This window comes from Krasilnikovia sp. M28-CT-15 (assembly GCF_047159595.1).
Classification (GTDB): Bacteria; Actinomycetota; Actinomycetes; order Mycobacteriales; family Micromonosporaceae; genus Actinoplanes.
The window spans coordinates 449,179-463,843 of the sequence record NZ_BAAGAK010000001.1; the positions used below are offsets into that span (position 1 = coordinate 449,179).

15 protein-coding genes and 3 pseudogenes are annotated in these 14,665 nt (G+C 67.5%); 7 read left to right on the forward strand and 11 right to left on the reverse strand.

What is annotated here, in order from left to right:
* Nucleotides 1–353: 353 nt before the first annotated feature.
* Together ACMCNO_RS02165 and ACMCNO_RS02170 are read right to left on the reverse strand one after the other, a co-directional pair.
* Nucleotides 354–1,430: a hypothetical protein gene (locus tag ACMCNO_RS02165; protein ID WP_412747752.1), complete on the reverse strand. Its 1,077-nt coding sequence runs from the start codon at nt 1,428–1,430 to the stop codon at nt 354–356.
* 392 nt (nt 1,431–1,822) lie between these two features.
* A pseudogene (locus ACMCNO_RS02170) lies at nt 1,823–1,971 on the reverse strand (IS5/IS1182 family transposase); the annotation flags it as partial.
* A 26-nt stretch (nt 1,972–1,997) separates the two neighbouring features.
* Here ACMCNO_RS02170 and ACMCNO_RS02175 point away from each other — a divergent pair.
* Nucleotides 1,998–2,321 (forward strand): annotated as a pseudogene (locus ACMCNO_RS02175) (FAD-dependent oxidoreductase); the annotation flags it as partial.
* Nucleotides 2,322–2,348: 27 nt separating this feature from the next.
* Here ACMCNO_RS02175 and ACMCNO_RS02180 read toward each other — a convergent pair.
* Nucleotides 2,349–2,540, reverse strand: a pseudogene (locus ACMCNO_RS02180) (hypothetical protein); the annotation flags it as partial.
* A 42-nt stretch (nt 2,541–2,582) separates the two neighbouring features.
* Nucleotides 2,583–3,671 (reverse strand): flavin-containing monooxygenase, encoded by a 1,089-nt coding sequence (locus tag ACMCNO_RS02185; RefSeq protein ID WP_412747753.1) that lies wholly within the window; start codon nt 3,669–3,671, stop codon nt 2,583–2,585.
* A gap of 73 nt (nt 3,672–3,744) precedes the next feature.
* Between ACMCNO_RS02185 and ACMCNO_RS02190 the strand changes: the two genes are divergently transcribed.
* From ACMCNO_RS02190 to ACMCNO_RS02200, 3 genes are all read left to right on the forward strand, one after another.
* Nucleotides 3,745–4,050 (forward strand): ArsR/SmtB family transcription factor, encoded by a 306-nt coding sequence (locus tag ACMCNO_RS02190; RefSeq protein WP_412747754.1) that lies wholly within the window; start codon nt 3,745–3,747, stop codon nt 4,048–4,050.
* A gap of 367 nt (nt 4,051–4,417) precedes the next feature.
* Nucleotides 4,418–4,855, forward strand: coding sequence for a hypothetical protein (locus ACMCNO_RS02195; protein ID WP_412747755.1), 438 nt, complete (start codon nt 4,418–4,420; stop codon nt 4,853–4,855).
* 108 nt (nt 4,856–4,963) lie between these two features.
* The gene (locus tag ACMCNO_RS02200) at nt 4,964–5,590 is read left to right on the forward strand and encodes a DUF305 domain-containing protein (RefSeq protein WP_412747756.1); all 627 of its coding nucleotides are present in this window, start codon (nt 4,964–4,966) and stop codon (nt 5,588–5,590) included.
* A gap of 61 nt (nt 5,591–5,651) precedes the next feature.
* Here the strand turns inward: ACMCNO_RS02200 and ACMCNO_RS02205 are convergent, their stop codons facing one another.
* From ACMCNO_RS02205 to ACMCNO_RS02215, 3 genes are all read right to left on the reverse strand, one after another.
* On the reverse strand, nt 5,652–6,173 hold the full coding sequence (locus ACMCNO_RS02205; protein ID WP_412747757.1) for a DUF4396 domain-containing protein: 522 nt from the start codon (nt 6,171–6,173) through the stop codon (nt 5,652–5,654).
* Between the two features lie 112 nt (nt 6,174–6,285).
* Nucleotides 6,286–6,414 carry a hypothetical protein gene (locus tag ACMCNO_RS02210; RefSeq protein ID WP_412747758.1) on the reverse strand — a complete coding sequence of 43 codons (129 nt, stop codon included), beginning with the start codon at nt 6,412–6,414 and terminating at the stop codon, nt 6,286–6,288.
* A gap of 21 nt (nt 6,415–6,435) precedes the next feature.
* Complete coding sequence (locus ACMCNO_RS02215; protein ID WP_412747759.1) at nt 6,436–6,873, reverse strand: cupredoxin domain-containing protein; 438 nt, start codon at nt 6,871–6,873, stop codon at nt 6,436–6,438.
* A gap of 151 nt (nt 6,874–7,024) precedes the next feature.
* Here ACMCNO_RS02215 and ACMCNO_RS02220 point away from each other — a divergent pair, with 151 nt between their 5' ends.
* The 3 genes from ACMCNO_RS02220 to ACMCNO_RS02230 all read left to right on the forward strand — a co-directional run bounded on the left by ACMCNO_RS02220 (nt 7,025) and on the right by ACMCNO_RS02230 (nt 8,021).
* The gene (locus ACMCNO_RS02220) at nt 7,025–7,255 is read left to right on the forward strand and encodes a DUF2933 domain-containing protein (RefSeq protein ID WP_412747760.1); all 231 of its coding nucleotides are present in this window, start codon (nt 7,025–7,027) and stop codon (nt 7,253–7,255) included.
* A gap of 34 nt (nt 7,256–7,289) precedes the next feature.
* Complete coding sequence (locus tag ACMCNO_RS02225) at nt 7,290–7,562, forward strand: SHOCT domain-containing protein (protein WP_412747761.1); 273 nt, start codon at nt 7,290–7,292, stop codon at nt 7,560–7,562.
* Nucleotides 7,563–7,877: 315 nt separating this feature from the next.
* Nucleotides 7,878–8,021, forward strand: coding sequence for a hypothetical protein (locus ACMCNO_RS02230; RefSeq protein ID WP_412747762.1), 144 nt, complete (start codon nt 7,878–7,880; stop codon nt 8,019–8,021).
* A gap of 636 nt (nt 8,022–8,657) precedes the next feature.
* Here the strand turns inward: ACMCNO_RS02230 and ACMCNO_RS02235 are convergent.
* The 4 genes from ACMCNO_RS02235 to ACMCNO_RS02250 form a co-directional block, all read right to left on the reverse strand.
* Nucleotides 8,658–9,374 carry a hypothetical protein gene (locus tag ACMCNO_RS02235; protein WP_412747763.1) on the reverse strand — a complete coding sequence of 239 codons (717 nt, stop codon included), beginning with the start codon at nt 9,372–9,374 and terminating at the stop codon, nt 8,658–8,660.
* Between the two features lie 147 nt (nt 9,375–9,521).
* Complete coding sequence (locus ACMCNO_RS02240; protein ID WP_412747764.1) at nt 9,522–11,300, reverse strand: ATP-binding protein; 1,779 nt, start codon at nt 11,298–11,300, stop codon at nt 9,522–9,524.
* Between the two features lie 75 nt (nt 11,301–11,375).
* Nucleotides 11,376–11,861 (reverse strand): hypothetical protein, encoded by a 486-nt coding sequence (locus tag ACMCNO_RS02245; protein WP_412747765.1) that lies wholly within the window; start codon nt 11,859–11,861, stop codon nt 11,376–11,378.
* A 1,558-nt stretch (nt 11,862–13,419) separates the two neighbouring features.
* Nucleotides 13,420–14,585 (reverse strand): IS3 family transposase gene (locus tag ACMCNO_RS02250; protein ID WP_412747766.1). Its coding sequence is split into 2 segments (ribosomal slippage): nt 13,420–14,298 and nt 14,301–14,585, totalling 1,164 coding nucleotides; the frame shifts between segments, so codons are not numbered across the junction.
* Nucleotides 14,586–14,665 lie beyond the last annotated feature (80 nt).

Below are 14,665 nucleotides of genomic sequence, written 5' to 3' on the forward strand. Positions count from 1 at the left end.
ACACCGCGCCGACCCAACGCGTTGTCCCGTCTCAGTTCGGCTGAGGCAGTCTCGTGAACCTGTCGCAGCGCCGGTCACAAGCACCCCGCCTCGCTGGGGACGCTCCGGTGTTGTCTCACTCGTGTTGTCGCATCCTGCTCGGCGGCAGTCCGATGCGTCCATCCGCTGAGACAGGACACCCGCCACTCAAGAAGCGCCCACCAAGAGCCGTCGACCCGGTCTTGGAGGTATGGCGATGAAATTCCATTTCCGGGAAGCCGCCGGTTGCGGACGCCACCGCTCATCGGCTGGATCTGCTGCGCCAGATGCTGCTCATTCGGCGCCGCAGCCCGGTCAGCGGTAGCGCCGCCTGCTCACCCAGCGGCCCGGTTTCCTGACAGACCTCGGCGGGTCCGCAATAGCGCGTGCAGGATGACGCGCAGGGGCTTTCGCTGCGGCGAAGGCAGGGCCTCCCGGGCAGCGATGAAGGCCTCCGTCGCGGCGAGCGCCTCGGTGTGCTCACCGCGGACGGCGTGCAGCTCGGCTTTCTCCCGATACACCCGGACCAGAATTTCCCGCAGGCCACGCTCGGTGCATTGCAGGTGGGCGGCGTCCAGGCTCTTCAGGGCCCGGTCGGTCGCGCCGAGCCCGCGCTGGGCCCGGGCCAGGGTCAGCAGGTACTCGGCCATCTCGTCGGCGTCGTTGGCTCCCGCACCCTTGTTGCGGGCGATGCAGACCTGCATCGTCTGCTCCGCCTCCGCGTACTCGCCGTTGGCGATCTGGATCACCCCGATCGTGTCCAGCGCATCCGAGTCAAGGTGGTAGGCGCGCGCGACCGCGTGTTCCTGCATCCGCCGCGCGACGTCCCTGGCCCGCGGGAGGTCACCGGCCCGGTACTCGGAGTAGGCCCAGTTGTTCAGCGTCACGATGAGCCGTTCCCACTCGCGGAGCCCCAGGGCCAGTTCCTCGGCCTGGCGGTAACGCGGCCGCGCCGCGTCCATATCGCCGTTCTCGGCCAGCGCATCGGCCAGCTTCAGACGGTGCCAGACCTGCATATGCGCGGTGGCCGTCTCGTCGAGCAACTCGACCGCGTCCTGAGCGTGCCTCAGAGACTTGGCCCCATTGCCTGACAATCGCTCGATACTCGCCCGCACCAGGTGGGCACGCGCCTGCAGCCGACGGTCGCCGTGCTTACGCGTCCAAGCCTGGATGCCCTTGACATGCCGGCCAGCTTCCCGGAAGTCGCCGGTGCGCCTGAGCATGTCGATCCAGCACAGCCGCGCACGCATCAGCAGGGCCTCGTCGCCCAGAGCCTCCGCCTGTCGTTCGAGTTGCACCGCTGCGGTGTACCCCACGGCGGCGTCCACGGCGACCCGGTCCTCCAACGCGAGCAGGGCAGCCGACAACTCCTCGGCGCCAGCCACACTGCCGTCCACCCCATGCCGGTTCACCGCAGTCTCATCGGCCGCGAGCCCACGATGAACGCAGCCTGGTGACACACCCCACAGCAGTGCATGGCGAGGCTCGACGGACGGCGCGGAACATCAGGAGGCAACTCCAGGCATCATGATCGCCAACGTCCTCCCGACGGTCTGACCCAAACGACGGCCGGGGTGCCTTGTTAGCGATACGTCGACCGACGGGAGGACGTCGCCGTGCCGACGCTGCCGGGGTCGATGTGGCCTGATAGAAGCCCGAAGCATCCCACTGGATTTCCGCCCGCGGTCTCGCTGGCGGCGGCGCATCGCGTGAGGCGACGCGACGGAAGTCCGGGTGGGCGCAGTAGTAACGACGATCGAGCTCGCCGAGGTGCGAGTCACGGTAGACGTGGACGCATACGCCGACCTGCGGTTGCCGCCGGTCAGGATCACCGCCAGCGGCAGGCCGCTGGCGTCGGTGATCGGGTGGTGCTTGCTGCCCAGCCGGCCCCGGTCGACCGGGCTGGGACCGGTGCAGTGCCCCTTTGAGCGCTCGCAGGTGCGAGGAGTCCACCACCGCGTGCGCCAGGTCCAACAACCATGGCCACCCGCGCCCTGACCAACGACAAGATCACCGTCGAATGGAACAGCGCAGTCGAGGAAATCCTCGGCGAGGACGGCACGGTCGTCGGCGCCCGGCTGCACAACCTGCACACCGGCCAGACGAAGATCCTCGACGTCACCGGCGTCTTCGTCGCCATCGGCCACGACCCGCGCAGCGAACTGTTCCGCGGCCAAGTAGGACTGGACGATGCCGGTTACGTGCAGGTCGCCCACCCTGGGGCGCGCACCAGCATCCCCGGCGTGTTCGCCGTCGGCGAGCACCGCCTGCAGCCTCACCGCCAGGGCCGCATCGGCGCGGGCGTGGTGGGCCAGCAGCGCCGCGGACCCACCACCGGGCGCTGCCGCCGCCAACACCACACCGACCACGCCTGGCCCCGACACGTCGAACACGGCGAGCAGCAGCACGGCCAGCCCCGGCATCACCAGGGCGTTCGCGGCCACCGCCACGGCGACAGGCACCGGGCGCCGCAGCACCCGCGCCAGCCCCGAACCCTCCACGGTGGTGCCGACCGCCAGCATCGCCGCGACCAACAGCGCAGCGAGGACCGCACCGGGTGGCACTCACCGCGCCCCGACCGGTGCCGCCGTGCGCGCCCCAGCGGCCAGCCGCCGCACGACGTGCTCCGCGTCGCGGCCCACCCCGCGCAGCGTGGCCGAGGCGATGCCTCGCTGCCCTTCCAAACCGACGTAGCCCAGGCCGGCTACCGTGCTCGACACGCCTCGGTCATGCAGCGGGCGCCCAGTGGCATCCAAGGCGCCACGCCCGTCGGATCCGGCGCAGTCCGCGAGATGCGTTGTCTGGGGCCGGAAGCCGGTGGCCAGCAGCAGCACATCGACCGGCTCCGACGTCCCGTCGGCCCACACCACCCCGTCCGGGGTCAGCCGGGTGAACATCGGCCGCCAGTCCGGCCGCCCGGCATCGATCGCGGCCCGGTAGCGGCCGTCGTCGAGCACCCGCACGGTCTTGCCCCGCAGCAGCCGCCCCAGCGGCAGCCGTTCCACACCGGTGCGGTGCAGCCACTCGTGCAGGTCCCGGCCGAGCGGACGCTGCGGTATGAACCGCACCGGCGCGCGGGAGGCAAGGGTCACCGCGGCAACCTCGGCCAGCTCCACCGCGATCTGCACTGCCGAGTTGCCGGCCCCCACGACCACGACGCGCCGCCCGGCCAGCGGCACCGGCGCCCGGTACTCGGCCGAGTGCCACACCGTGCCGGCGAATGCGTCCAGCCCCGGCAACGCTGGCCGGTACGGTGCGCCGAAGCCACCCGCGGCCGAGATCACCAGCCGGGAAGCGAACTCGCGGCCGTCGCCGGCCCGGGTCACGAACCCCTGGGTGGTGCGGGTGACCGCGACGGCCAGCGTGTTCACCTCGATCGGCACACCCAGCCGCTGCGCGTACGCGCCCAGGTAGGTGACCACCTCATCCCGGGTCGGATACCGGTCCGGATCCCCGCCGAATGCCAGGTCGGGCAGCTCGCTGAAGCGCGCCGGCGAGAACAGCGTGAGGCTGTCGTAGTAGCGCGACCACGACCCGGTCGGCGACGGGCCAGCCTCCAACAACAGCGGCTCCAGGCCGTGGCGGCGCAGCGCCCAGGCGGCGGCGAGACCAGCTTGACCGGCACCGATGACAACAGCGTCGAGGAGGCTCATGCCATCACCATATCGTCATTCCATGGATTTGCGATATGACGATGTGAGATAGGATCGGCGGCGGAGGTTCTTGATGCCCGACATCCCGACACTGACCGCACGCACCCGCGAGTTTCTACGCGCCCTCGCCAGCGAGAACCGCCAGCAAGTCCTCCTGCTGTTCACCGACGGACAACCTCGCAGCGTCGGGCAGGTCGCCGCAGAGCTGGGCGTCGGCCAGTCCACCGCCTCCGAACAACTCGCCGCACTACGCCGCGGCGGCATCGTCCAGGCCCGCCGCGAAGGCAAGACCGTCTACTACTGCGCCGACCGGGACGGCATCATCGCCGCCCTGGACGATCTCCAGACGATCCTGCGAAGCTGCTGCCCACCCACCTGACCCACTGGGGCTCAGGCTCCCGCCTGCGCAATGGGCGCTTGCTTGCCCGGGTGGCGTTGCCGCGTCCTCGCCTCAGCACTGACTTCGCAGTCGGCTCCTGGTTTGTCGCCGGTGGCTTGTTGAGCACGGGGGAGTCGGCGTGTTGGTGACTACATGTTCTCTGGGGGTCAGCGGCTTTGGCTAGCGACTTCTTCCAGGTCAGGCACTGCAGTCAGTGACCTATCGATCACCGCATATGTGGTGCAAGGGACTCCCTCTGGCGTGGTTCGTTGGGGTGCTGCCTGTCGATCCGGGGACGTCCGTCTGGTCGGCGTGGGGACGGGGCTTAGCCCTGGGTGGCCCCGGCTGGACCGGTACGGTGGGCGACGTGGAGGTGGGACGGACGGCGGTCACCGGGCGGTTGGCGCGGTGGTTGCTGCTGGCCTGCACGCTGTTCGGTCTGGCGGCGATGCACACGCTGGGTCATGCCGGCCTGAACATGGAGGCCCACTCTGGCCATGCGCCGGTGTCGGTGATGACTTCGGGCGTGATGGATGGTGCGGGCCCGGTGACATGGGTGACCAGCGTGGTGGACGCCTGTCCGGGCTGTCCGCCGGGATCGGGCCATGACGGCATGTCCGGGTGGGATGTGTGCCTGGCCGTGCTGACTGGGTTCGCCGCGCTGGCCCTGTTGGCGGTGTCGCTGACGGGGTTGTGGTCGGATCGCGCTCCTGTGGGTACGACGTGGATGCCGCTGCGGGTGCCTCGGGGCCCGCCGCTTGGGCTGGGTTTGGTTCTCGCCGCGGGATCGGTGCTGCGCATATAGGCCCGTGCCGGTCGCGGCCGCCCGCAGGGGGTGGCCGTGGCAAGGACGCCTTGTTGTGCACGTTCACCGATACCGAGAGGACTTCTTGTTGTGTTGACACGTTCTGTTGTGCTGCGCCGTGTGCTGATCGCCGGTGCGGCCCTGACCACCACGGTCGTGCTGGCCGGCTGCGGCGACAACGATGCCACCGCGCCGGGGCACGGGATGGGCCCTGGCATGGGCGTCTCCGCGGCGTCCGCCTCGCCGGGCGCGGTGTTCAACGCCGCGGACGTGATGTTCGCCCAGGCGATGATTCCGCACCACCAGCAGGCCATCGCGATGGCCGACCTCGCGCCGACCCGGGCGGCCAGCAGTGAGGTCAAGGCGCTCGCGGAGAAGATCAAGAAAGCGCAGCAGCCTGAGATCGACGTGATGGCCGGGTGGCTGGCTGCGTGGGGTCAGCCCACGCCGATGCCGGGGATGAGCGGTGGCATGGTGATGCCGGGTGCCAGTCACGGCCCGATGGCCGGCTTGATGTCGGCTGCGGACATGAAGGCGCTGGAAGCAGCCTCCGGTGCAGCGTTCGATAAGCAGTTCCTGACCATGATGATCGCGCACCATGAGGGTGCGATCATCATGGCGCAGCAGGAGCAGGCGCAGGGCTCCAACCCCGACGCCAAGGCCTTGGCCGCGAAGATCGTCACGGATCAGCAGGCCGAGATCACCACGATGCAGGACATGCTCAAGAAGATGTGACCGAGTTTGGGGAGGTCGGTACCCCCTGCGGGTACCGGCCGCCCATGGTGGTCGAGCGTGGTCAGTGGGCGTGGTGGTACTGGTGCACCACCGCGTGACCTCTGCCCCGCGAGATCATCCACCGGTTCACCGGGGTGGTCAGCAGGAATGCCACCACCAGCGAGAACGCCAGCGACCCCCAGAACAGGACGCTGGTCAGCCCGGCGTCCATCGCCCCGGGCACCGCGACGATGACCGCGTTGTCGAGCAGCTCCATCACCGCGATCGACACCGTGTCCGCCGCCAACGCGATCTTCAACGCGGCCCCGAAGCCGACCCCGGCGCGGAGCACGCCGCGCATGGTCAGGCCGTAGCCGAACACGAACGCCAAGGCAATCGAGAGCACCACGGTGCCCGCGTTGTGCAGCCCGACCGCGGTACCGATCACCATGCCGAGCACCTCACCGATCGCACAGCCGGTCAGGCAGTGAAGCGTCGCCGACGCCGCGGTCCCCCACGTCGTGCTGCCGGCATGCTGATGGGCGTGGTCGTGCACCGCGGCCGGTGACATCGTCCCGGCGCCGTGGTGATGGTCGTGGTTCATACGCACCTCCTCAACCAGGCCATCATACCCCTAGGGGGTATGTGTCGCAACGGGGTGCGACCAGCTGTACCGTCAATTCGGCGCGGTCAGGGCCGGGTGTCGGCGCACTACCTCATGTCCCGAACCAGGTACGGCTTGCTCCCCAGGGTGGGTACACGCTCGGCCGCGGTTCGAGGGTCAGCTGTGCCCGGTGGAAGTCGTAGTGCCGGGTGCCGTAGTGGTAGACGTCGGCAACGGTCATCGTGTCAGCGAAGAACGGGTCCTAGTCGACGGGAAAGTGCATCTGCCTGGCCAGCGATTCCTCGGTCTCCGCGTCGAGACGGCGGTGAAGCTGGTTCACGATCCGGTCGAGAAGCCGGGTCAGGCGAGGGCCGTGGAACACGAGCACGGCCCGGGCCGGGTTCAGCCGCACCGTCGTGCGGGCGAACGCGGGCAACGCGGCGCTGACCGCGAAATCGCCGAATACCACCCGCGACGTGCAGTCCCCGCTCTCCTGCCGATCGAAGACGATCTCCACAGGCACGCCCTGGCGGACCCGGATCACATCTGGACGGTAGCCACCCCGCACGACGACCTGCACCCGCTGCACCCCGTCGGCCGACTCCGCGGCCTGCGCCCGGCGAGAGCCGAAGAAGAACCAGACCAGGAAGCCGACCACCCCGGCCGAGGCCAGCAGCACGACGACATCGGCGATGTTCATGGCGTCCCCCTCGTGAAGCTCCCCACTACCCTCACGCAAGATACCCCCCAGGGGTAGGTACCTTCGTCCCGTAAGACGTGACCCTCGCTCGTACCGGGGCCGGATTGCAGCGGAGCAGGGTGGGGGGTGAAAGCCGAGGAGAGGGGGTGTCATGAGACGCCAACCGTGGGGACTGTACGCAATCGCGGCGGCGATCCTCGTCGTCGGCTTGGTCGCCTTCGGCGTGCCCGCGTCGACCCTGCTGGTCGCCGCGTTCGCGCTGGCCTGCCCCGTGATGATGATGTTCATGATGGCCGGCATGCACAGCGGCCACGACGACGCCGACCAACACCGGACGGTCAACCACAGCCCGCAGACGCCCCACACCGCCAGCCAACGCTGAGCGGGTCCGGCAACAGCCCACGAAGGAGATCGCCATGATGTACTGGGGCACCGGCATGGGCACCTGGGGCATGACGCTCATGACCATCAGCAGCCTGCTGTTCTGGGGCCTGATCATCGCCGGAATCGTGGTGCTGGTCCGCTACCTCAGCCGCGACCTTCGACCCGTCGGCCCGGCGCCCGGGGCCACAACACCGCAGCAGATCCTGGCCGAACGGTTCGCCCGCGGCGAGATCAACGAAGCCGAGTACACCAGCCGCCTGCACCGACTCGACGCTCCACCACCAGCCGACCGGCCCGGAGACTGACCACTGCGGCGCACAAACGGCTAGCTACAACAACCACCGACCGACGATCTTCGTTCGCGAAGACGCGCTAGCTGTGATGTCCGGAGTGTCCTGACGCGACAGCGCCGCGAGATCACAACCCTGGTCCGCGCGTTGCAGCCGCAGGCTGTCCGCCAAGGCGGCACAAGACTGTATGGCAGGCAGTCTTAGAACGCCTGTACGATGATCGTGTGGGGAGCGTGAGCCCGGAGCGGGAGGAGCCCGCTTACCCGCACACGATATGTTGCCGCGGCCCGTCGGTACCTCAGTGCCGTCTCGTCGGTGCAGGCGGTTGGCATGCCGATCGATCCCGGACCGCCGGGCGCAGTGCGGGACTGCGATCGCGGTGGCATCGCCGCGTTGCGCGAGCTGCACGAGGCCCTTGGTGAGATGCTCAGCGCGCGGCAGAGCTGGGATGCGATCCGCCCCCGGCGACGATGAGCCCAACCCGATCTTCGTGTCCCCGCTGGCCCCGTGGTGCTCCGATGGTGACCGGACGTCGGAGCACGGTGCAGCATTGTGCGACACGCACCGGCACGCAGGCCCCACTCGGCGACATGCTAGAGTCGTTACCCGCAGGTCCGGGAGTAACGAAACGCCCGGACCAGCGGATACGCAACCGCGACCCGCTGGACGCATCAGCACGCGCGATCACGGGGAGTAGTTGTATGAGCGCCCGTAGCTCAATGGATAGAGCATCTGACTACGGATCGGAAGTAGACGTACTCCGATATTGATTCGGCGTTCAGTACAGCTAGGCCGTGACCTGGGTAAACACAGGATCGCGGCCTAATTCGTTTCCGCATACTGGCGGAAATTCCCACGCATCGGGACCGTGGTGCTCCGATGGTGGTCGGCTGTTTCGGAACGACCTGTGCTGCGCGAGGATGCTGCGGTTGGGGGAAGGTCGTTGCGTCTAGCCGAGGGCATACGCGCTTGTGGACCGCGTCGAGGCTAGTACCTCGTCCCTGGATAGCGGATCGCGCGGAGCTGCCCCGCAGTACGCGAGCGGCGGCCCATGGACAGAGCGCTGTCTCTGCTCTCTCGGCCGGCACCGCGGCGGGCGATGCCGGTACCTCACTTCGCGGCTATCCGGGCGGTGAACTCGGCTCGTTGTTGAGCCTCAGCGGCAGTGATCATCTCCTTCTCCTGCGGTGTGAGGTGGATGCGGCAGGACTCGATCGGCGTCGGATAGGTGATCGCGTCGGCCTGGCACGGCCTCCCGGCCCGGGTCGGCCTGCTGCAGATCGGTACTCGCTTGCGTTGCTCACGCCGCAGAGCGTCTACCTGCTCATCCAGCAGTTCGTTTTGCCTGCGAAGCTTCGCGACGGTGTCCCGGAGCAGGGTGATCTCGGTCTGAAGGCGCTGGTAGTCCTCGCCGCGAGCGCGGCGGACTCGGTGCTTGGACACACCGCTGCAACGGTTGCCTGGCGCGGCGCCGCACTGCGGGCATGGCCAGTCCAGGTCAGGGTCCTCGACGGTGACGAGGCCTTCGGGCAGCGTGCGGGCGTCGAAACCGCGACCGAGCTCGGCGGCGGAGAACACCGTCTCACCGAAACAGGCCCGGCGGAACCCGCCCTGGGGCCCGACGACCCACTCGCTGATCGGCCCGTAGACCTCGACGGCCTCCTCGACAGTCAGGAGATGTGTGTAGGCGATCGGGCCCGAGCCGCCATACAAGGTGCCCGCGACGGTTTCGCCGATCGACAGCCAGGCGATCGGCTCACCGCAATGGCTATCCCAGGCCACGGCGCGGCCCTCATGGCGCAGACGAGATCCATCACCTTCCGCCATGCCGGATCCCCTATCCAATGATCAGCTCAGGTCGGCAGAGGGAAGTTTAGCGCGCAGGACCCTTGTAGACAGATGATCGAGAATCCGACGATGAGGCGGTTGTCGGCGAGTCTGTTCAGCTTGCTGTGTCCCTGCTCCCTGATGCGGTTAGGCGGCCGCGGCGCCCGTAGTGGTGTCGACGTCATCCTTCTCGTCGAGGTCGCCGATGTGATTTTCGAGTCTGGCGAGCACGGTGGTGAGTTTGCTCGACCAGTCGCCCCGTTCGCTCTGGTACCAGTCGCGGCGCTCCTTCATCGCCTCGGTCTCGGACTGACCCAGTACAAACAGCAGCAGTTCCAGCCCGACCCGGACCCGATTGCCCTCGAACCCGCTCAGGGTGGCGTATATCTCGGTGAAAAATTGGTGTGCCGTGTTGAGGATGATCACCAACTGGCTCCCGCGGAGTTCCGGACGATAGAACGGACCCTCCGGTATCTCCTGGAACTCGACCTTGTACGGCTTCTCGATGGTTTCCTGCTGCTTCTGGCTGGCGATGACCTCCGGCGGCACTCCGGCCTTCTGCGCGGCACGTTCGATCTCCTTCTGAAGATTCTCGGTCGCTTCCTGCTCTTGCTCCTCGCTGCGCGGGCGCTTCTGCAGAATGTTCGACACGTTCTCCATGATCTTCTCGGAGGTCCGGCTGGAGTCCTCGTCCTCGCCGGTGAAACCCGCGTTCTTCAGGGCCTTGGCTGCCCGCCGATAGCGTTCACGCTGATAACCAAGGGATTGTTGGACATTGTGCTTCCGGAGCAGTTGCACGACCCGCTCCGACATCTCGACGGCCTGCTTGGAGTTGGTGACACCGAACAGGTCATCCATCGTGGCCGGGAAGTCGATCTGCACGCCGACGTAGCGATCGTTGTTCTGGAAGTGGTACAACTCGGTTCGGGAAACCACGTCAATCTGCCGCCCATGCCGGGTGAAGATCAGCCCGTTGTTCTCCTTCCGGATGCTGAACCGGGCCTTCGCCCAGTTCTCACCCTTGCGGCCGCGGGCGCCATCCAGGAACTGCGGCGGCAGGTAGGAGTACCGGACGACGATGTCACCGAGCGATTCGCCGGATTCCTCGTCCTTGACCGGGATGCGCAGACCTGGCAGTGCCTCAGCCCCGTCCGGCGGATTTTCGTAGAACCGCGCTCCCGGCGTGGTGAACAACGGGTCGATCGGCTCCACGGTCTTGTCGTTGACCTTGATCGACGTGGTGCGCAGGTAGCCGCGGTAGGTAACCCCGAAACGCTGCAGCAGGTTGCGTTCCAGATCGGTCTTGGTGCGCCACATCCGGAAATCCAGTTTGTCCCAGATGACGACCGTGCGGGCCGCCGCCACTCCGCCGGGGAAAGAGCGCTCGATCTCGTCGACCACCCAGGCGGGTAGGGTGTCCACGACCGCGGTCGGGGTGATGACCCGGCCATCGGTGGCGCTGTACGTGCCGGCCGAGATCTCGTCGACGTCGATGGTCACCCGGTAGAAGTCCTCGTCCCCGATACGCGAGTAAACCGCGAACCGCCGGCCCTGACTGACCGAGGCGCTGGGCAGTCCGAACCCGAACCGGCCGAACATGCGCCGACTGTTGTGCCGGTCAGTGCCACCCCACCGACACGCGGCGGTGATCATCCCGGGGATCATGCCGTAGCCGTCGTCGACGAACGCGATCGCGTCCGGCTTGGTGTCCTTACTGGTGGCGTAGCCGAAGTAGATGTGGATATTCTCGGCGCCGGCTTCGATGCTGTTGTCGATCAACTCGTCCGCCGCGCGGGCCGGGTTGCGGTAGCCATGCTTGCGCATGCTCTCGACGAACAATCGCCCGTCGACCAGGTCACCGGCCGCGTCGCTGCTCGCGACGTAGGCCTGCTGTCGGTCGTGGGCCTCCTTGGCGTTGCCGTTCATACTGATCCTCTCTTTCGACGGCCCCTGCGGCCGTGTCGTGATGTGGACGCCGCGGGGTAGTGCTCGACGGCTGGACTACGCTGCCTTGAGAACCTCAGCCTTCGGCCGCATCCGGGAGATCGCCTGCGAGACCGCGCTGCGGCCCACCCTGCGACGCCGGGCCACTTCGGCCGGGGACAGCCCGCCCGCGAACAGCATCACAATCTCGGCTTCGGCCGGCGGGAGGGAGCGTGCGAATCGCTGCACGACATCCCAACTGTCGACGTTCACGATCGCGTTGTTCGGAGGCTGGGCGAGATCGTCGGCCTGACCGCCGCGCTGCTCCAGGTAAGCCTGGACCCACTCCTCGTCGGTGGACGCGGTCGCACTCTTGGCGGCGTAACGGCGCAACAACTCCGGCACCCGGCGGCGGGCGACCTGAGCCAGGAAGCCCTCGAACGGCACGCCTCGGCCGGCATCGAACCGCCCGACTGCCTCGGCGAGGCAGGCGTTGGCGACGTCCTCAAACTCGCTGTGCTGGCGCCACCCGACCGGCGTACTCCGGCGGATCACCTGCACCAACCTTCGCCAGTCATTCTGCGTGACCAGCCCGACGGCCGCAGCCGCCGGGTCCAGGGCGCAAAGATGCCCCATATCGGCCCCCTCCTCAGGTAAGCGGGGGTCGGCACGGGGCCGGGACGTGGATGTTGCCTCGTTCGAGGACCTTTGTGGTCCTATTGCCAGGTCAACCCACCGCGGATGTCAAGTTGTACGGCCAGATTGCGCCAACGAATTCTGGCCCGAGAAGATCCGAACGACCTACCTCCTCCACCGTGGCGGCGAGCCGGTCGCACCTTCCACTAGGTGATTCCCCTGCCGGACCCGATCTGTTCACCCCGGCTTCCTGACCACGTGGGATTCCGCTGGAAGAACCCATGATCAGTAAAGCCGAACGGTGAGCACGTCAAGTATCTGGGACACGAGCGTCAAGCATCCGTGACGGGACACATTGTTACCTAATGAGACTGGCCAGTTGGTCTCTTTCGGACCAAGGCGCCGCGCAAGCGCGGCGCGCGCCGGACGCGCTAGGCCTGCTGGCTGCCCTCGGCCGGCACGCCGGCCCATGCTGCTGTTGGGGGCAGTGTTTACCCAAGGAACTGGGCCTCGGGTGCCAAAGCCGTGAGTAAGGCATGGCTGGCGACGAGATCGCACTCGGCCTCGATCAGCTGAGCCGAGGTGCAATCCGGCAGGCGTGCCCAGGACCATTTGATCTCTCCGGTAACGCAGCGCGTTGCCGGTGGTCCGCAAGACAGCTCCTGGCGACATAGGCGGCCTGCCGGGCCCGGATGAGCCTTGCCCGATGTACACGAGGCACTTCTCGTCCGCACGGCGGATCCGATAGACGCCCACGTTGGGCACAGTGACCGGCGCGGAACTCCATGCGCTCCGGGAGAGGCCAGCCCAGTCGGGCGCCGTCGGATGGCGGCTCAGGTCGAGGATTGAGGGGTGATCGGCTGACCGGGAGACGAGCAGAGCCTGATAGCCGCGTATTAACCGGCCCGCTTCCGCGAGCCGCTTGTTGTTGCCGGAGGGCTGACCCACCCGTCCGGCATACGTCCGAAGTTGGCTACCGGTGAGCAACCGAACTTCGCTCGGTGCTCCGATACACCTACGCACTCGGCTGTCTTGCGATGCAGCACATCGCCCGCGGCCTGTGCCACCGAGAACTCGAAGCCTGCGTCTCCGACGGTCCACATGACCCAGAGGCAGGGGGCGGCCGTGGGTGGATCGTTGAACGGGATCCCGTCTCGGTAGGGGGTGCACAACCGGCTGAGCCGCTGCCGCAGCTCCGAGATTGCCCAATGTAGGTCAAGGCGCTGTCACCGACCCTCACCCGGTACAGACCCGGCTCGCGCGGCACACGGAGGCGAGCGGCCAACCACGATGCCTTGTGCTGGCCGCCGTGCGTATCGGCTGCAGGCGGTGGCGGTCTCGGCCACAGCTACTGCCGCGCCCCTTCGCGGCTTGCCACCGAATATGGCGGTCTCGCCACGCGAGTGTGGCCTGGCGGGTCGAGGAGGCCCGTAGCGTCAGCCCACATATAAGAAGGGTTTGCTGCACCGATTGGTGACAGGTGTAGTCACGCGGCCTGACTGGCCGGTGGGGTCATGATGGTCTCGAACTCGATAGGGGTCAATCGGGACAGCGAGCGTTGGCGTCTGCGGCGGTGGTAGGTCCGTTCGATCCAGGTCACGATCGCGATCCGTAGCTGTTCGCGGGAACGCCATGCGTGCCGGTCCAGGACGTTGTTCTGCAGCAGGCCGAAGAACGACTCCATGGCCGCGTTGTCCCCGGCGGCGCCGACCCGACCCATCGATCCGACCATCCGGTAACCATCGAGGGCCCGGACGAACTTTCTGGATCGAAATTGCGACCCACGGTCGGTGTGGAGTACGCAGCCGGACAGGTCACCGCGTCGGGCGGCGGCGTTGTTGAGCGCGGCCACGGCCAGGCAGGACTTCATCCTGGTGTCGATGCTGTAGCCGACGATCCGGTTGGACCAGACGTCCTTGATCGCGCACAGGTAGAGCTTGCCCTCACCGGTGTGGTGCTCGGTGATGTCGGCCAACCACAGCCGGTTCGGGCCCTGGGCGGTGAAGTCGCGGCGGACCAGGTCGTCGTGGACCGGCGGGCCGACCTTGCGCCCTTTGCCGCGCTGCTTCTTGCCGAACGCGCTCCACCAGCCGTTACCCGAGCAGATCCGCCACGCGGTCCGGTCAGCCATCGGCTGCCCACCGGCGCGGGCCTCGTCAGCGAGGAACCGGTAGCCGAACTCCGGGTCGTCGCGGTGCGCGTCGACCAAGGCGTTGGCCCGGTACGCCTGGATCACCTCGGTGTCGGTCACGGGCCGGGCCAGCCACCGGTAGTAGGGCTGACGAGCGATGTTCAATACCCGGCACGTCACCGCCACGGGGATCCCCTCAGCGGCCAGCTCACTCACGAGCGGGTAGAGCCTTTTCCCGGCAGGTTCGCCTGCGACAAGTACGCCGCAGCCCGACGCAGGACCTCATTCTCCTGCTCCAACAGCTTGTTCCGTCGTCGAAGTTCCCGCAGCTCGGCCGACTCGGTGCGGGTCACACCCGGCTTGGCACCGGCGTCGACGTCGGCCTGACGCAGCCACTTGAACAACGTCATCGGATGGACCCCGAAGTCCTTCGCGATCTGCTCGACCGTCACACCGGGGTCACGCTCACGGGTAACCCGCACGACGTCGTCGCGGAACTCTTGGGGGTATGGCTTTGGCACAGCGACATCCTTCCAGCTCACCCACAGGGCAAGCCATCTCAGATGTCACCTACCGGTGCAGCAGACCCGAACGTGTGACC